This window comes from Vibrio sp. KUL70, assembly GCF_059725515.1.
Window position 1 is genome coordinate 361,875 of sequence record NZ_AP045834.1, and the last position, 18,712, is coordinate 380,586.

The following is an 18,712-nucleotide window of genomic DNA, read 5'->3' on the forward strand; positions in this document are numbered from 1 at the left end:
TTTGTTCCTTAGTTGCAGATAGACCCTAGATCTTAGGTGATCGATCTAAATACGGATCTGCTAGAATTTATATCATTCTCTGATGAGTGATACGCAGCGCAAAGTGCGGAGTTAAAAATGAAATTCGTTGATGAAGCGGTAGTAAAAGTAGAAGCCGGTGATGGTGGTAATGGTACAGTAAGTTTTTGGCGCGAAAAATTCGTAGCAAAAGGCGGTCCTGACGGCGGTGATGGCGGTGACGGTGGTGATGTTTACATCCAAGCGGATGAAAACCTAAACACACTGATCGATTACCGTTTCCAACGTTTTTACAATGCAGAGCGTGGTGAGAATGGCCGTGGTGGTAACTGTACAGGTAAGCGTGGTAAAGACATCACATTGAAAGTTCCAGTAGGTACTCGTGCTGTTGATATCCACACTAATGAAATCGTGGCTGAAGTTGCTGAGCACGGCAAGAAAGTGATGGTCGCAAAAGGCGGTTGGCACGGCCTAGGTAACACGCGTTTTAAGTCGTCTGTTAACCGAGCACCTCGTCAAAAGACCATGGGTACTAAAGGTGAGGTTCGTGAACTTCGTCTAGAGCTACTGCTGCTTGCGGATGTAGGTATGCTAGGTCTACCAAATGCTGGTAAATCTACCTTCATTCGTTCTGTTTCTGCAGCGAAACCAAAAGTAGCGGATTATCCGTTTACGACACTTATCCCAAGCTTGGGTGTAGTGAGTGTGGTTCCAGAGAAGAGCTTTGTGGTTGCCGATATCCCAGGTCTGATTGAAGGCGCTGCGGATGGTGCTGGCCTTGGTATTCGATTCTTGAAGCACCTTGAGCGTTGTCGTGTACTACTGCATATGATCGATATCATGCCAATTGATCAATCGGATCCTATTCAGAATGCACTCACGATCATCGATGAGCTTGAGCAGTACAGCGAAAAAGTGGCTCAAAAGCCTCGCTGGTTAGTGTTCAACAAAGTTGATCTCATGCCTGAAGAAGAAGCGCAAGAGAAAATCCAAGAGATTATTGATGCTCTAGGTTGGGAAGGCGAGTACTTCCAAATCTCAGCTGTGAACAAACTGGGTACTAAAGACCTTTGTTACAAACTCGCTGACTTCATGGAAAATCTACCTCGTGAAGAGGAAGAAGTGACTGAAGAAGAGAAAGTCGACTTCATGTGGGATGACTACCACAAAGACGCGATGAGCGGCAAAGATGTAGTGACTGACGATGATTGGGACGATTGGGATGACGAAGAAGATGACGGTCATGTTATCTACGTTCGTGACTAATTGAGCCGATTAGACGAAAACCGCAATTAATATTGCGGTTTTTTTGTATCTAAATCATGAATCGGTGATGATGAATCAGGCAAAATCTACCTCTTAAGTATCAACGCCAATGGGAAGGAAATCATGGCATCAAAACAACGAGCGATATCTCGATTGGTCGCTCAATCTGGACAAATGTTATTGGCACACGGTGCTGAAAGTACCTTAGTGGGCGACATCATGCGTCGCATAGGCATTGCATGTGGTGTCGACGAAGTGGAAGTCGCTTTGTCCGCCAATGCGCTAGTGGTTACGACTGTTATGGGTGATCACTGTATCACCACCACTCGAAGCTGTGCTGATCGTGGTATCAATATGCGGGTGATTACTGATATTCAACGCATCTGCATCATGATGGAAAAAGGGATTCTAGATTCTGACTTAGCACAGAGGAAGATTAACGATATCAGCCCTGAGCGCTACAACCGCTGGTTGGTTGTGGTGATGATAGGGTTATCTTGTGCTTCATTCAGTCGTTTAGCTGGAGGCGATTGGCATGTATTTATGATGACTTTTATCGCGTCTGCGTGCGGCATGATTGTTCGTCAAGAGATCGGTCATCGACACTTTAACCCTCTGCTTAACTTTGCCGTTACAGCTTTTGTGACTACAGCCATTTCTGCTCAAGCTGTTTTGTTCGATATTGGCGGTCAACCCACTATCGCAATGGCCTCTTCAGTATTAATGTTGGTCCCAGGCTTTCCATTAATTAACTCTGTTGCAGATATGCTTAAAGGCCACATCAATATGGGGCTAGCGCGCTTTACTATGGCGAGTTTACTGACATTGGCAACTAGCCTTGGCATTGTGGCTGCAATGAGCTTGTCGGGCGTATGGGGGTGGGCTGGATAATGTTAGAGTTATTATTAGGTTTAGCCAATGATATGTTTTTTGCTGCCATTCCTGCTGTTGGCTTTGCGCTGGTATTCAACGTTCCACAGCGAGCACTTATCTATTGTGCGCTTGGTGGGGCCATTGGTCACGGAAGTCGATATTTAATGATGCACTTTGGAGTGCCTATTGAGTGGGGGACCTTCTTTGCAGCAACCCTTGTTGGCATGATAGGTGTCCATTGGTCGCATAAACTGCTGGCTCACCCTAAGGTGTTTACGGTCGCAGCTCTCATTCCAATGGTTCCGGGGGTCTTTGCCTTCAAGGCGATGATTGCGATGGTTGAGATTAACAATGCGGGCTATACACCTGAGTTAGTCGCGATGTTGATGGAGAATTTCCTTAAAGCGATGTTCATTATCGCGGGGTTAGCGATTGGCTTAGCAGTACCAGGGCTGTTATTCTACCGCCGTAGACCTATCGTTTAGCAAACATTAACCCAATTCAGAGTAGGACCTCAGTAGATATGATCATCAGTATGATAGCGGCAATGGCAGACAATCGCGTCATTGGTAAAGACAATCAAATGCCTTGGCATCTTCCCGCTGATTTTGCGTGGTTTAAACGTTCGACAATGGGTAAGCCTATTGTGATGGGACGTAAAACTTATGATTCTATTGGCCGTCCGTTACCAGGGCGCTTGAATATCGTTGTGAGCCGTGATGAAACCTTGAAAATTGATGGCGTCACGATGGCGACGTCTGTTGAGCAGGCTTTAGAGTTGGTCGGTGATGTGGAAGAGGTGATGATCATAGGTGGTGGCTCGATCTACGCTCACTGTTTACCGAAAGCGGATAAGCTGTATCTAACCTATATTGATCTTGTTGTTGAAGGCGATACTCAGTTCCCTGATTGGGGAGAAGGTTGGACGCAAAGCTATTCTGAGCAGTTTAAAGCGGATGAGAAAAACAAACATAACATGGAGTTTGTGATTTTAGAGCGCTAAGGTCTAAAGTTTGTAACTGCTTGCGCTATCTCACTAGTAGCGCAAGCTTCTCGTATCTCGTATCTCGTATCTCGTATCTCGTATCTCGTATCTCGTATCTCGTATCTCGTATCTCGTATCTCGTATCTCGTATCTCGTATTTATAGTGCTTTCTGTGTAAAGAACTTTTTATCCTCCCAACGTAAGATGGTGAGTTCTCCTCCCCATACACACCCGGTATCCAAGCCAATCACATCTTTACCTTGATAGCCTTCTAGTGCTGCCCAGTGACCAAACAGTACCGTTTTATCGAGTTGTTTACGCTGCGGCAGGTTAAACCAAGGAATAAACTGAGTATCTGACACCTCTTTTGGCGGCAGTTTACATCCCATATCCAAACGCCCATCTGGGAAGCAAAAACGCATGCGGGTAAAGCTGTTAATGGCATAGCGGTAGCGATCGATTTTTTCTAAATCCTTGCTCCAGAGATCGGGAGTGTTGCTGTACATATTCTCGATCAGCCAAGGCCATTTGTCTGACTGGAGGAGTTTGCTTATCTTGTCGCTCTCTTTACGAGCGCGCTTTAGGCTCCATTGGGGGGAAATACCAGCATGCGCCACCACAAATTCATCGTGCTCTTGCATTAGTGGCTGTTGTCGCAACCAACTTAATAGCTCTTCTCTGTCTGGAGCTTCCAGAATTGGTTGAGTCTTATCTTTCGCTTTTGCTGGGAATAAGCCTTGAGATACGGCGAGCAGGTGCAAGTCATGGTTACCTAACACCACCTTCGCAGCTCCGCCGAGATTACGGATATATCTCAGTGTTTCTAAAGACTTAGGACCACGAGCGACCAAGTCTCCCGCAACCCATAAAGTGTCTGTGCTCGGGTTGAATTGGATCTGTTCAAGAAGTTGCTTAAATTCATCAAAGCAGCCTTGGATATCTCCGACAATATAATTCGGCACGTTATTTCCTGTTCAATCTATGGGGGAGGGTTAGTTAAGGATATTAGGGATAGCTAAGCGAAACGGTTCAATCTCAGCAATAAACTCCGCTCCTTTGCTGTCAGTCATAACGTAATGCCCTTGCATTACACCGACAGGGGTTTCGATGACAGTCCCACTGGTGTAAGTGTATTCGTCACTGGACTCAATAACTGGCTGCTGACCGACCACACCTTCTCCCTCAATAGAGAGCTGTTTTCCGTTTGAGTCGGTGATCAACCAACGTCGAGAGAGCAGCTGAACAGTCTCTTGGCTGAGGTTTTTGATCGTGATGATGTAGGCGAAGACGTAGCGGTTCTTAGTTGGCTCTGATTGGTCTTCTATGTATTTAGAGTGGACTTGGCACTTAATACAAGGCGTTGATACATCCATATTCGCACCTTTTTGTTATTGTTCAATCTAGAGTATTACATAAAAAAGAGGCTCCTAACCGCAGCTAGGAGCCTTTTTATCTATTTTGTTGCGTTGTGGTTGTCGTATAACCAGTTCGCCATATCCACGAATTGCACCAGAGTCAGGTTCTCTGGACGCATGCTCGGATTGATGTCCAACTCTTCCAGAACCTCTTTGCTAATCAAAGATTTGTAGCAGTTACGGACTGTTTTACGACGCTGGTTAAAGCCTTCACGACATACGCGATCTAGCCACTTCAGGTCTTTAGCTGGGTACGGAAGCTCTTCATATGGCTGAAGACGAACCACTGCCGAATCTACTTTCGGTGGCGGAACGAACGCTGTTGGTGGTACTTCAAGTACAGGCGTTACTTTACAGTAGTACTGAGCCATAACCGTCAAACGGCCGTAAGCTTTGCTACCCGGTCCCGCTGCTAGACGGTTTACCACCTCTTTTTGAAGCATAAAGTGCATGTCTTTAATGTCTTTATGGAATTCAAATAGGTGGAACATTAACGGCGTAGAAATGTTGTACGGTAGGTTACCGAAGATACGCAGTTTATTGTTTGGCTTAACGAGCTGATCGAAGTCGAACTTCATCGCATCGCCTTCGTGGATCGTCAGCTTATCCGCTAGGTCTGGATGAGTGCGTAAGCGTTCTGCTAGATCTCTATCGAGTTCAATTACGGTGAACTTATCCACCAGCTTGCCGACTGGCTCTGTGATTGCACCTAGACCAGGGCCAATCTCTACTAGGTTTTGTCCCGGTAGTGGATTAATGCTCGATACGATCCCGTCGATAATATACGGATCGTTTAGGAAGTTTTGACCAAAACGTTTACGCGCTTTGTGCCCTAAGTGGACATCATTTCTCATTGTTTTTTCTCTACTAATTCAATGGCGTGCGTGAGCGCTGTTCTAAAGCTCCCTGTATCAGCTTGGCCTTTCCCTGCCAAATCTAAGGCGGTGCCATGATCGACCGATGTACGGATAAATGGCAAGCCAAGCGTGATATTCACTGAGCGACCAAAGCCTTTGTACTTTAGTACAGGTAGAACTTGGTCGTGATACATACCTAAAACAGCATCTGCATCTTGCAAATATTTTTCATTGAAAATGGTGTCTGCTGGTAATGGACCAATCAGGTTTATGCCATCTTCTTGGCGAATTTTTTCGAGCGTTGGAGTGATGGTTTCAATCTCTTCACGTCCTAAACAGCCATCTTCGCCGGCATGTGGGTTTAGTCCACATACATAAATGTTAGGTTTCTCAATCGCAAATTTCTCAACGAGATCTCTATTTAGAATTTCGATGATTTGCGCAAGTCTGTCTTCGGTGACGGCTTGGGAAACATAGGCTAAAGGAATATGCGTTGTGACAAGCGCAACACGTAATCCTTCGGTTGCCAACATCATTACAACTAATGGTGTGTTGGACTTCTCAGCAAAGAACTCAGTGTGACCGCTAAACGCGACCCCAGCACGGTTAATTACCCCCTTATGAACAGGGCCGGTGACAATAGCATCAAATTCATTATTCATACAGCCCATTGCGGCAGTTTCTAATGTATTTAATACATAATGACCATTGGCTTCGTTGAGTGTGCCTGCAATCGTAGGCTCTGCCATTGGAATATGGTTAACCACTAAGGTTCCGGCTTGCTGAGGTTGAGGTGCATCTTCACTATTGTAGTCGAGTAGCTCAACGTCTAAATTGAGGAGTTTTGCGCGTTCAGCCAGCATCTGTTTATCCGCACACACCACCAACTGATGTGGCCAGCTCTTTTGAGAGAGAGCAAGCACTAAATCTGGCCCGATACCGGCAGGTTCACCTGCTGTTACCGCAATTCTTCTAGTTGTCATCTTGCTCTTCCTCAACCATCTCTACAAAAGCGCTTGCTCGAACCTCTTGTAGCCAAGCGCCCGCTTCTTCATTGAACTTGCGATTGAATAGAATCTGGTAAGCTTTGTTTTTAAGCGCTGAGTCGGTGCGGTCTACTTCACGGCGATCAAGAACTTCAACAATGTGCCAACCATGAACGGTTTTAAATGGCGCACTGATATCGCCTTCAGGCAGAGTCTCAACCTGATGTTTAAACTCTGGTACGTACAGGTCTGGAGTTTGGTAGCCCAATTCACCATCTTGAACTGCTGAGCCTGGGTCTTGGCTATATTGCTGTGCTAATTCACCAAAGGTTGCTTCACCTGCTTTGATGCGACGTGTGATGTCGAGCAGAAGCTCTTGCGCACCTTCATCGCTCAAGATAACCGTTGGTTTGACTAGGATGTGTCGCGCATTGACTTCAGTTACAGCGACGGTTTCTAGGCCTTTTACATCTTCGATTTTTAGAATATGGAAACCCACACCACTTCGGAACGGGCCGATGATGCTGCCTTTATTCTGAAGTTTGATTTGGTCTGCAAAGATTGTTGGCATCTCTTCTTTACGCATCCAACCCCAATCACCACCTTGCAGTGCTTTAGGACCTTTGGAGTAAGTGTAAGCCATTGTGCTGAAATCTTTACCTGAGTTCAGCTCTTCAACAAGCTCATTGGCTTGTGCTTCTAGTTCTTCTTTGGTCTGATCATCGTTAAAACGAAGCTGGATGTGACCAATCTTATATTGAACCGTTGCATTGGTTTCTTGCGCTAGGATGTCAGCTAGGTTGTCGACTTCTGCAGGTAGAATATTGATTCGACGACGAACCAACGCATTGCGTGCTTCACTCGCGGCAATCTCTTTTCTTACTTGTTCGCGGAACGCGTTGTAGCTTAGACCTTGTTCAGCTACGGAAGCGGTGAGCTGCTCTATAGTCTGGTTGTTGTCTTTAGCGATACCGGCGATGGCTTGATCAAGGCGGCTATCGTCAATACGCACACCAATGCGCTCTGCTTCTTGAGTTTGAATGGTGTCGATGATCAGTTTCTCTAATACCTGATCTTTTAATACCTCTTGAGAAGGAAGAGTTTGACCATTTTTCTTAGCATTGGCGCGCAATGTTTTCATCGATGCGTCGATATCACTCTGTAGGATAACGCCCTCATTTACGATGACTTTTACTTTGTCGAGCTCTACTGGAGCAGCGTGGCTTACTGAAGCAGTACAAATAGTAGCAAGCGCGATTAATGTGTGTTTCCACAGTGTCATGTGTTGTCCTTTCTATTTACCGGTTTAACACCAATAAAATCTAAATTAGTTATTTAAGAAGAATGGGCGGCCATACTCTAATGAGTTACCCGAGCTATCAAAGCCAGAGGTGTTGGATCCTGTGCCTGCTGCTGTACCGAAACCAACAATACCGAAGTTGATACTGAAGTTATTTTCGTAAACAGGATCGGCGTTGATATCGGCATAGCCCGTTCCTGTCCAGCTTCGTAGCTCGTTACTATAGGTCACGCCCACATACCAACAATCGTCTTTGTAACGAAGGTTGGCGAGCCACTCGATAGCGATGTTTTCATTCATATCATGGTAGTACTGAGCACTTGCATACCATTTCGGTGAGAACTGGTAGCCCGTTACTAAGCCAGCTTGAGAAATACCCTCACGGGTGATCTCATCAATATTAGTGATGGTATCGCCTACATTATCTTCAATATACTCTTTGGTGACATAGCGATAGTTAGCTTGAACAAAGCCGTTTTCATCGATGCGATACTCAATTGTACTATTCGCTAACTGCATATCGCCTGCATCAATGTCGTATTGAACACCACCGTGATAGAAGAGGTAATCATCATAGTTAAAGTCGATCTCAACAGCCCATGATGAGTAGTTAGAACGAGCCTCTTCTCCGACGGTTGCATCTGGATTTTTGGTGTCTTTATCGATGAAAAAGATCTGACCAAAAGAGATATTGAGACGCTCTTTGTATTCATCGTCAAAGAAACGCGACGATGCACCATAGCTCAATTGGTTTGCTGCTGCGATACGATCAACACCGCTGTACTTACGACTGCGGAATAGGCCGTAATAGTCAGTTTGCAGAAGGGTAGTGTCATACAAGCCAATCTCACTTTGGTCTTGCTCTGGTACATAGAGATATTGAACTTGCGGCTCAAGAGTCTGGGTATAGCCAGTGACAAGAGTGGTATTTCGCTCAAGAATGATGCCAGCATGACTTCTAAACTCAGGGATCACTCGGCTGACGGTCTTTTCTAAACCAGAAAACTCACCGCTTGTGGTATCAACACCGTTAAGGTCTTGGCTGTAATAAGTTCCAAGCAGGCGTGCCTCTGTTGTCCAAGAACCCCAAGTGTTACTCAGAGGAACCTTAATGCCTGGCTCAATATGCGCTCGAGTGGCGGAAGGTTTACCATTTGCCTCGGTCTCAAAGCGAGACACGTGACTGATAACATCCATTTCAACGGTGTTCCACAGTATAGGCGCATAGTAGTTGAATTTGACCTGCGGCATTAGCTGGTATGGTTGGTTTTCACCTTCGGTCAGTACTTGGAAATCACGCACTGCCAGTGAAGCATCCCAATTTAAAGAGCGATAAGCGACGGAACCCGACTGTAAAAGTTGGCCATCTTCTCGGTTACCAATAGCCGAATCGACATCAGTGAAGTAATCTACGTCACTGACCTTTGCGTAATCGACGTCAAACTTCCACGCTTCTTTGTAGATACCATTAAACTCAAACTGGCCGCCCCATCGACTGCCTTTCTCTTTGAATTTGCTGTCGTTATCTAAATACTCAAATGTGACGGTACTTTGACCAAACTGACTTAAATGGCGGAATTCATTATTCAGCTGAGTGCCACGCTCAGACATGTATTTCGCGGTAGTTTGAAGGTCGTAATTTGGTGCAATGTTCCAGTAAAACGGTATTTCTGTTTCGAAACCGTCGCTTGAGCCGTAAGAGAATGTTGGGTAAAGAAAACCGGTTTTACGACTCTCACCTACTGGAACCGTTAAGTATGGCAGGTAGAAAATAGGAACGTCTAATACCTCGAAACGAGGATTGACGAAAGTGGCGCTCTCTTCGTCTTGATCAAGTTCGATATTAGAGGCTTTCAGACGCCACGACTTGTCACCTGGAGGACAAGAGGTAATGGTTCCATCTTCCAGCTCGTAGACGGCTTTACCCGTGCGAGCAATATACCGCGCATCACCACGACCTGACTCACACAACATCTGATACTGAGTATTTTCCAGCTCAAACTCATTGGTAGTGAGGTTGTTGGTCACTTTATCTGATGTGGCTTTGAACTGACCATCATTGAAGGTCACATTCCCTTCTGCGACAACAATGTTCTCTTGCTGGTGTAGGGTGACCGTCTCAGCTTCAATGGTTTTGATGCCTTGAGTCACTTTTACAGACCCTGAGTAACTTGCTTTCTCACCGTTAACGGCTTCTAGGCGATCGGCCTCGACGTACGCCGGCTCATTGAGGTGTGAATCTTCAGATGGTGCGATCAAACATTGATCTGTAGAGGGCATTTCCTGCACACTATCATCAATTGTTGTTTCAGCTTGAGTTGTCGGCACAAATAACGCAGAGCTGATCGATGCGGCTAACAAGGTGCGGGAGAAACATTGCATGAAGTTGAACTATCCTGTGTCACTAGAAGGAGGGTTGATCTAGTATCAATCCAATTAATAAAGCTTTGTCCTTATGATAAAGGAAATCTTAGCATTCAGCACCATAAGACAGCAGTACTCGAATAAAATTCATAGATAGAGAACACATAATGCAAATATTTGGCAAAATTTTGGGCGCTTTTTTTGGTTTCTTGTTTGGCGGACCCTTGGGCCTAATTTTTGGTCTATTTCTTGGTCATCAATTTGATAAAGCGCGTCGTTTAAATCAGTCAGGCTTTAACACGTCGGGGTTTGGTAGTGGGCCAAGTCAGGCTGAGAAGCAACAGGAGTTCTTTAAAGCGGCATTCGCGGTTATGGGACACGTAGCGAAGGCGAAAGGTCAAGTAACACGTGAAGAGATCCAATTAGCATCGACAATGATGGAGCGCATGAGTCTTCATGGTGAGCAGCGTATTGCCGCTCAGAATGCGTTCCGTGAAGGTAAAGAGAGCGACTTCCCACTGAAAGAGACGCTCGAGCGAGTTAAGATTTCATCGGGTGGCCGCTTTGATTTGCTGCAGTTTTTCCTTGAACTCCAAGTATCAGCAGCGTTTGCTGATGGCAGCTTGCACCCTAGTGAACGCCAAGTTCTGCATAAGATAGCTCAAGGTCTTGGCTTTTCATCGGAGCAGCTAGAGCGCCGTCTACAAATGCAAGAAGCGGCTTTTCGTTTTCAACAGCAAGGTGGCAGTTTTGGTGGCGGTCATCATCAAGGGCAGTCTTCGGGCTGGCAGCAAGCGACTCAACAAAACCAACTGGCGGATGCTTTCAAGGTACTCGGTGTGAGTGAGTCGGCAGATGGTAAAGCGGTGAAGAAAGCCTACCGTAAGCTAATGAATGAGCACCATCCAGACAAGCTTATGGCAAAAGGTTTACCGCCAGAGATGATGAACGTTGCCAAAGAGAAATCTCAGGAAATTCAAAATGCTTACGATCTAATTAAGAAGGTCAAAGGCTTCAAATAATATCAGTAGAGTCGCTCAGTACAGCGGCTCTTTTTGTGTAAAGGAATAGATATGACAGTTGGTTATCAAGATGTTTTGGCGTTCTGGTTTGACGAATTAGCCCCTCGAGATTGGTTCAATGGTGGCGAGGAAATAGATCGACAGATAACAGAGCGCTTCGCTGAGATTCACGCTGCGGCTGTGCAAGGCGAGCTATATACATGGCGTGAAAGCGCATTAGGGCGTCTGGCTGAAATCATTGTGTTAGACCAGTTTTCAAGAAACATTGGTCGCGATACGCCACAAGCCTTCTCAGCCGACCCGATGGCACTAGTACTTGCACAAGAAGCGGTAGCTGGTGGCTACGATCACCAACTCAGCGAACAGCAGAAAAGTTTCTTATACATGCCGTATATGCACAGCGAGTCGTTGATGATTCATGAGAAGGCGGTTGAACTGTTTAACCAAACGGGTTTGGAACATAACCTCGATTTTGAGTTTAAACATAAGGTGATCATTGAGAAGTTTGGTCGCTACCCACATCGCAATCAAGTGCTTGGACGCGCTTCAACGCAAGAGGAGCTGGCATTTTTGCAGCAGCCAGACTCCAGTTTCTAGTCTTATTAGTTATTCATTAAATCAAGTTACTTTGCTTGATTGAGCGCCCAATCATACTCGTAATCGATGTTTTTCACGTTTGATAGCGGTTGAGTACGATATTGGTTGAGGTGCTCGATGAGTTGCGCCTGAGTACCAAAATCGGCGATAAACCAGTCATAAATTGAAGAGAGTTGTAACTTATTCTGTAGAACCAAAACACCTTTGTCGCTGTTCACAAACTCGTGTGCAGCCCGTTCTAGTAGGGCTTCGGTGTTTTCAGCCGTAAACGCTTGAGTTTGAAGGTTAGGGCAACCTAAGCTGGCACAGTTGACGGCGTAATGTGTTCTAGGGTCTTGCCAAATTGGGCGTAAAATACGGTGCTCAATATCGTTCAGAGTCAGTGTTTTACCATTAATGGTAACAACTTCGTCTCCCCACGGACCAAAGCTAAATAAACCGCCGAGTTTGGTGATCGATTTAACTGGATAAGCATCTAAGATTAGCTCGACTGTGATCGCATTGTAGAGGTTTACCCAGTAGGCATATTGTTCTGCTCGAGAGAATTGTCGAGGGTCAGTGTTGGCGAGTTGTCCAATATACTGCTTCAGCTGTGAGCGATCATTAGAGCTAACGGCTTGATAACGAACTAGATGGTTTTGTCCGTCGATCACTAGATAATCATCAAGAAACTGCTGCCAAGTAGCATGAGAAATGGTGCCACTATTTGACTCATTACTTTGATCCCAATATGACCACAGTTCTGATTTTGGCGCTGAAAAAGCCAGTGAAGAAAAGAGTAGGCTAATAATTAGAAGTAGGTTTTTCATAAATGTTCTCCCTAATGACATCTATAAGACCTTGGCTACCCACACTTTCTTTCAACTTTTGCTAGTTTAAAGCCTAGGCATCAAAAAAGGCTGACCGAAGCCAACCTTTTGAGTGTTATCAGCAGATTCTAGCTTACATTAAGATATTACTTTAGAAAGCTAGGGATATTTGCCTCATACGCAGAGATTTTCTCTTCGTGTTGTAGCGTTAAACCAATGTTATCTAAACCATTTAGCAGACAATGACGACGGAATTCGTCGATCTCGAAAGAGTACTCTTTACCGTTAGCACGAACCACATTTGCTTCCAAGTCTACTTCAACTTCAGCGCCTTCATTCGCTTCAACGAACTGGAAGATTTCATCGACTTCTTGCTCAGTTAGGCGCACTGGCACCATCTGGTTATTGATGGAGTTACCGTAGAAGATGTCGGCGAAGCTCGGAGCGATCATCGCTTTAATACCGTAATCCGCGAGTGCCCAAGGCGCGTGTTCACGTGATGAACCACAGCCGAAGTTTTCGCGAGCCAACAAAATAGAAGCGCCTTGATAGCGAGGGGCGTTCATTACAAACTCTGGGTTTGGTTGCTGACCTGCATCATCTAGGAAACGCCAATCATGGAAAAGGTGTTTACCAAAGCCCAAGCGAGAGACTTTTTGTAGGAACTGTTTTGGAATGATGGCATCGGTATCAACGTTCGCAGCATCTAGAGGAACGACTAAACCAGTGTGTTGTTTGAAACCTGACATGTTAAATCCTCTAAATTAAAGTTCACGAATATCGACAAAGTGACCAGCGATCGCAGCAGCAGCGGCCATTGCCGGGCTAACTAGGTGTGTTCGACCATCACGGCCTTGGCGACCTTCGAAGTTACGGTTAGACGTTGATGCACAACGCTCTTGAGGACCTAAGCGGTCATTGTTCATTGCAAGACACATAGAACAGCCAGGTAGACGCCATTCAAAGCCAGCTTCTTTAAAGATGACATCCAGCCCCTCCGCTTCCGCTTGCGCCTTAACTTGTTCAGACCCAGGAACGATCAAAGCCTGTACATGAGATGCGACTTTGCGACCTTTCGCTACCGCTGCAGCAGCACGCATGTCTTCGATGCGAGAGTTAGTACAAGAGCCAACAAATACTTTATCAACGTTGTAGTCAGATAGAGATTTACCTGCTTCTAAGCCCATGTAAGCCAATGCTTTTTCAGCCGAGGCTTTTTCAACAGGGTCAGAGAAGCTGTCTGGCGATGGGATAGGAGTATCCACTGAGATAACCTGGCCTGGGTTAGTACCCCAAGTCACTTGCGGTTTGATATCTGCAGCATTTAGCGTAACAACCGCATCAAACTCTGCATCTTCGTCGGTTTTCAGTGTGTTCCAGTATGCAACCGCTGCGTCAAAGTCATCACCTTGTGGTGAGAATTTACGGCCCTTGATGTATTCGTATGTCGTTTCGTCAGGTGCGATAAGACCCGCTTTGGCACCGAGTTCAATCGCCATGTTACAAACCGTCATACGACCTTCCATCGTAAGATCGGTAATGGCTTCACCGCAGAACTCAACAACATAGCCTGTACCGCCAGCAGCCGTTGTTTCGCCGATGATCGCCAATACGATATCTTTAGCGGTAATGCCTGGAGCGACTTTGCCTTTTACTTCGATTTTCATGGTTTTAGCGCGAGCTTGTTTTAGCGTTTGAGTTGCTAGCACGTGCTCTACTTCTGAAGTACCGATACCAAAGGCTAGTGAACCAAATGCGCCGTGTGTCGCTGTGTGCGAGTCACCACAAACGATGGTCATACCCGGTAGCGTAATACCCAATTCAGGGCCCATTACGTGTACAATACCTTGGTATTTGTGGTTCAAATCGTAAAGCGTAACACCAAACTCTTCACAGTTTTTCGATAGCGTTTCCATCTGGATACGAGCCATCTCACCTGATGCATTGATGTCTTTGGTTTGAGTCGAAACGTTGTGATCCATAGTCGCGAAAGTCTTACCAACTTGGCGAACTTTACGTCCCTTTTCACGAAGACCATCAAAGGCTTGCGGTGATGTTACTTCGTGTACTAGGTGGCGATCGATGTATAGGATTGGGTTTTCACCCTCAGCTGCAACGGCAACGTGCGCGTCGTAGACTTTTTCGTATAAGGTTTTGGCTTGCTGGTTTGTAGACATAGCTTGTTCTTCCTTGGGAGCATTAATCCCAGTGCTTATTTCAGCTCACCGCTTTGCAGTCAGTGAGCCGATATTGTTCTTATAGAGTGTTACGTGATCTTAAGCTTCTAGAATGTACTGTGCGATCTTATCGCCCATCTCTGAAGTGGTGAGTGCTGGTTTGTCGCCAGCAAGATCAGCGGTTAGTTCACCTGCAGATAGCGCTTTTGATACTGCCGTCTCAATCGCTTGTGCTGCCTCTTCTTCACCTAAGCTGTAACGCAGCATCAATGCTGCAGACAGGATTTGAGCGACTGGGTTTGCGATGTTTTTGCCTGCGATGTCAGGTGCACTGCCGCCCGCTGGCTCGTATAGACCGAAGTTGCTCTCGTTTAAGCTAGCAGAAGGTAGCATGCCCATAGAGCCGGTGATCATTGCGCACTCATCTGAGATGATGTCACCAAAGATGTTCGAACAAAGCATCACGTCAAATTGAGACGGGTCTTTGATAAGCTGCATCGTCGCGTTATCAATGTACATGTGGTTTAGCGTTACGTCTGGGTAATCTTTTGCTACTTCTTCGACAACTTCACGCCACAAGATGGAGCTTTGTAGAACGTTCGCTTTGTCAATTGAGTAGACATTCTTGTTACGGAGACGAGCAGATTCAAAAGCAATTTTAGCGATACGCTCGATCTCGTAGCGGTGGTAAACCTCAGTATCGAATGCTTTTTCATTGGCACCTTCGCCTTCACGACCTTTTGGTTGACCGAAGTAAATACCACCCGTTAATTCACGAACAACGACAATGTCGAAGCCGCGATCAGAGATATCTGCACGAAGTGGTGAGAATGACTCTAGACCTTTGTGGATCTGTGCTGGGCGTAGGTTACAGAACAGTTGGAAGTGCTTACGTAGAGGAAGTAGGGCACCACGCTCTGGCTGGTCGTTTGGTGGAAGGTGTTCCCACTTAGGGCCACCGACAGAACCGAACAATACAGCGTCAGACTCTTCACACCCTTTTACTGTTGACTCCGGTAGTGGGCAACCGTGGTTATCGATCGCGATACCACCGACATCATACTCTTCACGTGCAAAGCTAATTGCATATTTCTTTTCAATAGCGTCTAACACTTTATGTGCTTGTTGCATTACTTCTGGGCCGATGCCATCGCCAGGTAGTACGGCAATTTTGTATGATTTGTCAGTCATGTTAATCCTTTAATTTCTTCGAGCTTGGAGGAGCGTTAATTTTTTCCTAGCTCTCCTATAGTAAGAGAGCCAGCGAGTGATTCTGTTTATACGGTTTCGATTCGTTGCTGTTTCATTTCAGCAATCGTGTCTGCACGTTGAATGCTATTGATAACGTGCAGTAGCGCTTGGCCAGATGCTTCTACGATATCGGTTGAAACGCCTGTACCGTGGTATTTGCGACCTTTGTAGTTAGCGATGATGTCTGCTTGACCCAAACCATCTTCACCTTCCCCTTTTGCCGTTAGGTCGAACTTGTCTAGTACGATTTCGTAGCCAGTCAAACGGTAGATACATTGGTATAGCGCATCAACAGGCCCATTACCGACTGCTGCTTCACACTTCTCTTCATCACCACATTGCAGCTTGATGCTGGTGGTCGACATAACACTGCCAGATTGAACACTTAGGTAGTTCAACTTGTAGAAGTCATCTTCGTCGCGAAGGTTCGCGAAGTGCATCAAGGCTTCTAAGTCGTAATCGAATACTTGACCCTTGCGGTCTGCTAGTTTCAAGAAATCTTCGTACAATGAATCTAGGTTGTACTCGTTTTCTTGGTAACCCATCGCATCCATGTGGCTCTTAACGGCTGCACGGCCACTGCGGCTGGTTAGGTTTAGCGCTTTATCTTTAAGACCTATAGACTCAGGAGTCATGATCTCGTAGGTATTTTTGTTCTTAAGCATGCCGTCTTGGTGGATGCCTGAAGAGTGGCTAAAGGCGTTCGCACCGACAATGGCTTTGTTGTCTTGGATTGGCATGTGACATAGCTGGCTCACTAGTTTACTGGTACGGTGAATCTCTTCGTGTTTAAGACCCGTATGAACGCCTAGCAACTCTTGACGTGTCTTGATGATCATTGCGATCTCTTCAAGAGAACAGTTACCCGCACGCTCACCAATACCATTGATCGTACCTTCAACCTGACGAGCCCCCGCTTGTACCGCAGCAATAGAGTTTGCGACTGACATACCTAGATCATCGTGACAGTGAACGGAGATGATCGCTTTGTCGATGTTTGGTACACGGTTGAACAGTGTTTGGATAATGCCACCGAACTCATTTGGTACTGTGTAGCCCACCGTGTCTGGAATGTTTATGGTTTTTGCGCCTGCATCAATCGCGGCTTCTACCATGCGACATAGGTTATCAATAGGTGTACGACCTGCATCTTCACAAGAGAATTCAACATCATCAGTGTAGTTACGTGCGTGTTTTACCGCTTTAACACCCATCTCAACCACGTCGTCGTAGCTACGACGAAGCTTGTCTTGTACGTGGACTGTAGAAGTTGAGATAAAGGTATGAATACGAAATGCTTCAGCAACTTTCAAAGCCTCCGCAGCTGCGTCAATATCTTTGGCAACGGCACGAGAAAGGGCACAAATACGGCTGTTTTTGATGTTCTTTGCGATGGTTTGCACTGACTCAAAATCACCCGGAGATGAAACTGGGAAACCCGCTTCAATAACGTCCACACCGAGTCTTTCAAGTGCATAAGCAATTTGTAACTTCTCTTTTACTGTCAGGCTTGCAGCTAGTGCCTGCTCGCCGTCTCGTAAAGTCGTATCAAAAATTATCACTTGATCGTTCATGGGTGCTTCCTTATATCGATATCGTATCGATTGCTATCCAAAATATTATTGAGAATGATGTTCTTTTAATGAGCTTAGTTACAAAAAAACCCGCTTAGCGCGGGTTTTAATATTTGTGCAGTTCTTGACCCACAACTTACCCACGCGATTGGTTCACGATAAGGAGAAGTTTCAGCAGTCGAGAAAAAGAAAACGTCATGGCACAAATATCCGTAAATAAACTGTTAACACCATATTTACCGTAATTTATTCTGAGCGTCAAACGTGAAAATCCAATATCGGTGTGCATCGTGAGCTTTTTCATTTTGTTTGTGCTGATTTTTGATTGTTTATTGGTTTTTTATTTTGCTTATTTACTTTCGGGTTGCGCGGTTAGTTTATCGTTTGCATGATGTTTAGGTTATAACTTTGTACTAAATCTTTTTTACAGGGTGAATGACGGGAAAATAATTCAGACGAAAAACTTAATTAATCACTTGATTAAATAGTGAGTAATTATTCTTCACCACCCGTTTGAATATCACCCTATAATTAATCACACGATTAATTATAGGGTGATCGAAGAGTGGGACAAAAAGCGGGACGACCGCAAAAAAATCGAGAGGTGCGGCAACGCTTGATTGAACATGCCCGGGATCTGTTTGTCGTGCAGCCTTATGACAAAGTATCGACTCGGCTCGTCGCTGAGAGGGCTGGCGTTAATATTGCGATGATTCGCTACTACTTCGGTAATAAAGCGGGTCTGTTTGAAGCGATGTTACGTGAAACTCTGCGGCCAATGCAGCAGCAGATGCAAAAGCTCATTGATGAGAGTAACCACGATAATTTTCTCGACCTTATGCGTACCTACTACAAAGAGATGGTTAAGGTTCCAAAATTCCCTCGCTTAGTGGCTCAAGTAATGAATATGCCACCCTCTGAGGTTCAGCGAGAGCTTCTTGAAAAGGTGTTCATCGATATCGCTAAGCCTGCCCAAGACGTGATATTCGAGAAGCTGATTGATCATGGTGTGCTGAGAAAAGATATGGATCCTAAATTATGTCGGGTCTCGTATATCAGCTTAATGGTCTTTCCTTTTATCGCACCACCACCACTGCTGGCACTGCATGGCATTGAGTTAAATGAAGACTTCCTTAACCGTCTGATTGAACACAATATTAAACTAATGAGTGAAGGCTTTGTGAATCCAAGCAGTCCCTCAGAACTTCAGGACTAAAT

The 18,712-nt window shown here is 45.5% G+C and carries 18 protein-coding genes; 7 read left to right on the forward strand and 11 right to left on the reverse strand.

Features of this window, described 5'->3' with window-relative positions:
• The first annotated feature begins 117 nt into the window (after positions 1-117).
• The 4 genes from cgtA to folA all read left to right on the forward strand — a co-directional run bounded on the left by cgtA (position 118) and on the right by folA (position 3,160).
• Positions 118-1,284, forward strand: a complete 1,167-nt coding sequence (gene cgtA / locus AC6I7V_RS01670) for an Obg family GTPase CgtA (RefSeq protein WP_150895887.1) — start codon at positions 118-120, stop codon at positions 1,282-1,284.
• 123 nt (positions 1,285-1,407) lie between these two features.
• A complete protein-coding gene (locus tag AC6I7V_RS01675) occupies positions 1,408-2,175 on the forward strand; it encodes a threonine/serine exporter family protein (protein ID WP_255231535.1) in 768 nt (255 codons plus the stop codon).
• Positions 2,157-2,642 (forward strand): threonine/serine exporter family protein, encoded by a 486-nt coding sequence (locus AC6I7V_RS01680; RefSeq protein WP_255231534.1) that lies wholly within the window; start codon positions 2,157-2,159, stop codon positions 2,640-2,642. Before AC6I7V_RS01675 ends, AC6I7V_RS01680 begins: the two co-directional genes overlap by 19 nt.
• A 38-nt stretch (positions 2,643-2,680) precedes the next feature.
• A complete protein-coding gene (folA, locus tag AC6I7V_RS01685) occupies positions 2,681-3,160 on the forward strand; it encodes a type 3 dihydrofolate reductase (protein WP_498011212.1) in 480 nt (159 codons plus the stop codon).
• A gap of 140 nt (positions 3,161-3,300) precedes the next feature.
• Here the strand turns inward: folA and AC6I7V_RS01690 are convergent, their stop codons facing one another.
• The 6 genes from AC6I7V_RS01690 to lptD form a co-directional block, all read right to left on the reverse strand.
• Positions 3,301-4,104, reverse strand: a complete 804-nt coding sequence (locus AC6I7V_RS01690) for a symmetrical bis(5'-nucleosyl)-tetraphosphatase (RefSeq protein ID WP_498011213.1) — start codon at positions 4,102-4,104, stop codon at positions 3,301-3,303.
• Positions 4,105-4,134: 30 nt separating this feature from the next.
• Positions 4,135-4,515, reverse strand: a complete 381-nt coding sequence (gene apaG, locus AC6I7V_RS01695) for a Co2+/Mg2+ efflux facilitator ApaG/CorD (RefSeq protein ID WP_255231531.1) — start codon at positions 4,513-4,515, stop codon at positions 4,135-4,137.
• Positions 4,516-4,595: 80 nt separating this feature from the next.
• Entirely contained in the window at positions 4,596-5,411 is an 816-nt protein-coding gene (rsmA, locus tag AC6I7V_RS01700) for a 16S rRNA (adenine(1518)-N(6)/adenine(1519)-N(6))-dimethyltransferase RsmA (RefSeq protein WP_032553036.1), read from the reverse strand.
• Positions 5,408-6,397, reverse strand: coding sequence for a 4-hydroxythreonine-4-phosphate dehydrogenase PdxA (gene pdxA, locus AC6I7V_RS01705; protein WP_498011214.1), 990 nt, complete (start codon positions 6,395-6,397; stop codon positions 5,408-5,410). Before pdxA ends, rsmA begins: the two co-directional genes overlap by 4 nt.
• The gene (surA, locus tag AC6I7V_RS01710) at positions 6,387-7,682 is read right to left on the reverse strand and encodes a peptidylprolyl isomerase SurA (RefSeq protein ID WP_498011215.1); all 1,296 of its coding nucleotides are present in this window, start codon (positions 7,680-7,682) and stop codon (positions 6,387-6,389) included. The genes pdxA and surA overlap by 11 nt, the downstream gene beginning before the upstream one ends.
• A gap of 45 nt (positions 7,683-7,727) precedes the next feature.
• Complete coding sequence (gene lptD / locus AC6I7V_RS01715) at positions 7,728-10,082, reverse strand: LPS assembly protein LptD (RefSeq protein WP_498011216.1); 2,355 nt, start codon at positions 10,080-10,082, stop codon at positions 7,728-7,730.
• 149 nt (positions 10,083-10,231) lie between these two features.
• Between lptD and djlA the strand changes: the two genes are divergently transcribed.
• Positions 10,232-11,086: a co-chaperone DjlA gene (djlA, locus tag AC6I7V_RS01720; protein WP_498011217.1), complete on the forward strand. Its 855-nt coding sequence runs from the start codon at positions 10,232-10,234 to the stop codon at positions 11,084-11,086.
• A gap of 51 nt (positions 11,087-11,137) precedes the next feature.
• Complete coding sequence (locus AC6I7V_RS01725; protein WP_498011218.1) at positions 11,138-11,683, forward strand: DUF924 family protein; 546 nt, start codon at positions 11,138-11,140, stop codon at positions 11,681-11,683.
• A 26-nt stretch (positions 11,684-11,709) separates the two neighbouring features.
• Here the strand turns inward: AC6I7V_RS01725 and AC6I7V_RS01730 are convergent, their stop codons facing one another.
• The 5 genes from AC6I7V_RS01730 to leuA form a co-directional block, all read right to left on the reverse strand.
• Complete coding sequence (locus AC6I7V_RS01730) at positions 11,710-12,492, reverse strand: DUF547 domain-containing protein (protein ID WP_498011219.1); 783 nt, start codon at positions 12,490-12,492, stop codon at positions 11,710-11,712.
• 146 nt (positions 12,493-12,638) lie between these two features.
• A complete protein-coding gene (gene leuD / locus AC6I7V_RS01735) occupies positions 12,639-13,241 on the reverse strand; it encodes a 3-isopropylmalate dehydratase small subunit (RefSeq protein ID WP_032553047.1) in 603 nt (200 codons plus the stop codon).
• 15 nt (positions 13,242-13,256) lie between these two features.
• A complete protein-coding gene (gene leuC / locus AC6I7V_RS01740) occupies positions 13,257-14,669 on the reverse strand; it encodes a 3-isopropylmalate dehydratase large subunit (protein WP_498011220.1) in 1,413 nt (470 codons plus the stop codon).
• A gap of 99 nt (positions 14,670-14,768) precedes the next feature.
• Positions 14,769-15,860 carry a 3-isopropylmalate dehydrogenase gene (gene leuB, locus AC6I7V_RS01745; protein WP_498011221.1) on the reverse strand — a complete coding sequence of 364 codons (1,092 nt, stop codon included), beginning with the start codon at positions 15,858-15,860 and terminating at the stop codon, positions 14,769-14,771.
• 86 nt (positions 15,861-15,946) lie between these two features.
• Complete coding sequence (gene leuA, locus AC6I7V_RS01750) at positions 15,947-17,494, reverse strand: 2-isopropylmalate synthase (protein ID WP_032553051.1); 1,548 nt, start codon at positions 17,492-17,494, stop codon at positions 15,947-15,949.
• 565 nt (positions 17,495-18,059) lie between these two features.
• Between leuA and AC6I7V_RS01755 the strand changes: the two genes are divergently transcribed.
• Positions 18,060-18,710, forward strand: a complete 651-nt coding sequence (locus tag AC6I7V_RS01755) for a TetR/AcrR family transcriptional regulator (protein ID WP_498011222.1) — start codon at positions 18,060-18,062, stop codon at positions 18,708-18,710.
• The last annotated feature ends 2 nt before the right edge of the window (positions 18,711-18,712 follow it).

Coding starts and splice junctions, on each gene's coding strand:
- cgtA (WP_150895887.1), top strand. CDS start 118: ATGAAATTCGTTGATGAAGCGGTAGTAAAAGTAGAAGCCGGTGATGGT.
- AC6I7V_RS01675 (WP_255231535.1), top strand. CDS start 1,408: ATGGCATCAAAACAACGAGCGATATCTCGATTGGTCGCTCAATCTGGA.
- AC6I7V_RS01680 (WP_255231534.1), top strand. CDS start 2,157: ATGGGGGTGGGCTGGATAATGTTAGAGTTATTATTAGGTTTAGCCAAT.
- folA (WP_498011212.1), top strand. CDS start 2,681: ATGATCATCAGTATGATAGCGGCAATGGCAGACAATCGCGTCATTGGT.
- apaG (WP_255231531.1), bottom strand. CDS start 4,515: ATGGATGTATCAACGCCTTGTATTAAGTGCCAAGTCCACTCTAAATAC.
- rsmA (WP_032553036.1), bottom strand. CDS start 5,411: ATGAGAAATGATGTCCACTTAGGGCACAAAGCGCGTAAACGTTTTGGT.
- pdxA (WP_498011214.1), bottom strand. CDS start 6,397: ATGACAACTAGAAGAATTGCGGTAACAGCAGGTGAACCTGCCGGTATC.
- surA (WP_498011215.1), bottom strand. CDS start 7,682: ATGACACTGTGGAAACACACATTAATCGCGCTTGCTACTATTTGTACT.
- lptD (WP_498011216.1), bottom strand. CDS start 10,082: ATGCAATGTTTCTCCCGCACCTTGTTAGCCGCATCGATCAGCTCTGCG.
- djlA (WP_498011217.1), top strand. CDS start 10,232: ATGCAAATATTTGGCAAAATTTTGGGCGCTTTTTTTGGTTTCTTGTTT.
- AC6I7V_RS01725 (WP_498011218.1), top strand. CDS start 11,138: ATGACAGTTGGTTATCAAGATGTTTTGGCGTTCTGGTTTGACGAATTA.
- AC6I7V_RS01730 (WP_498011219.1), bottom strand. CDS start 12,492: ATGAAAAACCTACTTCTAATTATTAGCCTACTCTTTTCTTCACTGGCT.
- leuD (WP_032553047.1), bottom strand. CDS start 13,241: ATGTCAGGTTTCAAACAACACACTGGTTTAGTCGTTCCTCTAGATGCT.
- leuC (WP_498011220.1), bottom strand. CDS start 14,669: ATGTCTACAAACCAGCAAGCCAAAACCTTATACGAAAAAGTCTACGAC.
- leuB (WP_498011221.1), bottom strand. CDS start 15,860: ATGACTGACAAATCATACAAAATTGCCGTACTACCTGGCGATGGCATC.
- leuA (WP_032553051.1), bottom strand. CDS start 17,494: ATGAACGATCAAGTGATAATTTTTGATACGACTTTACGAGACGGCGAG.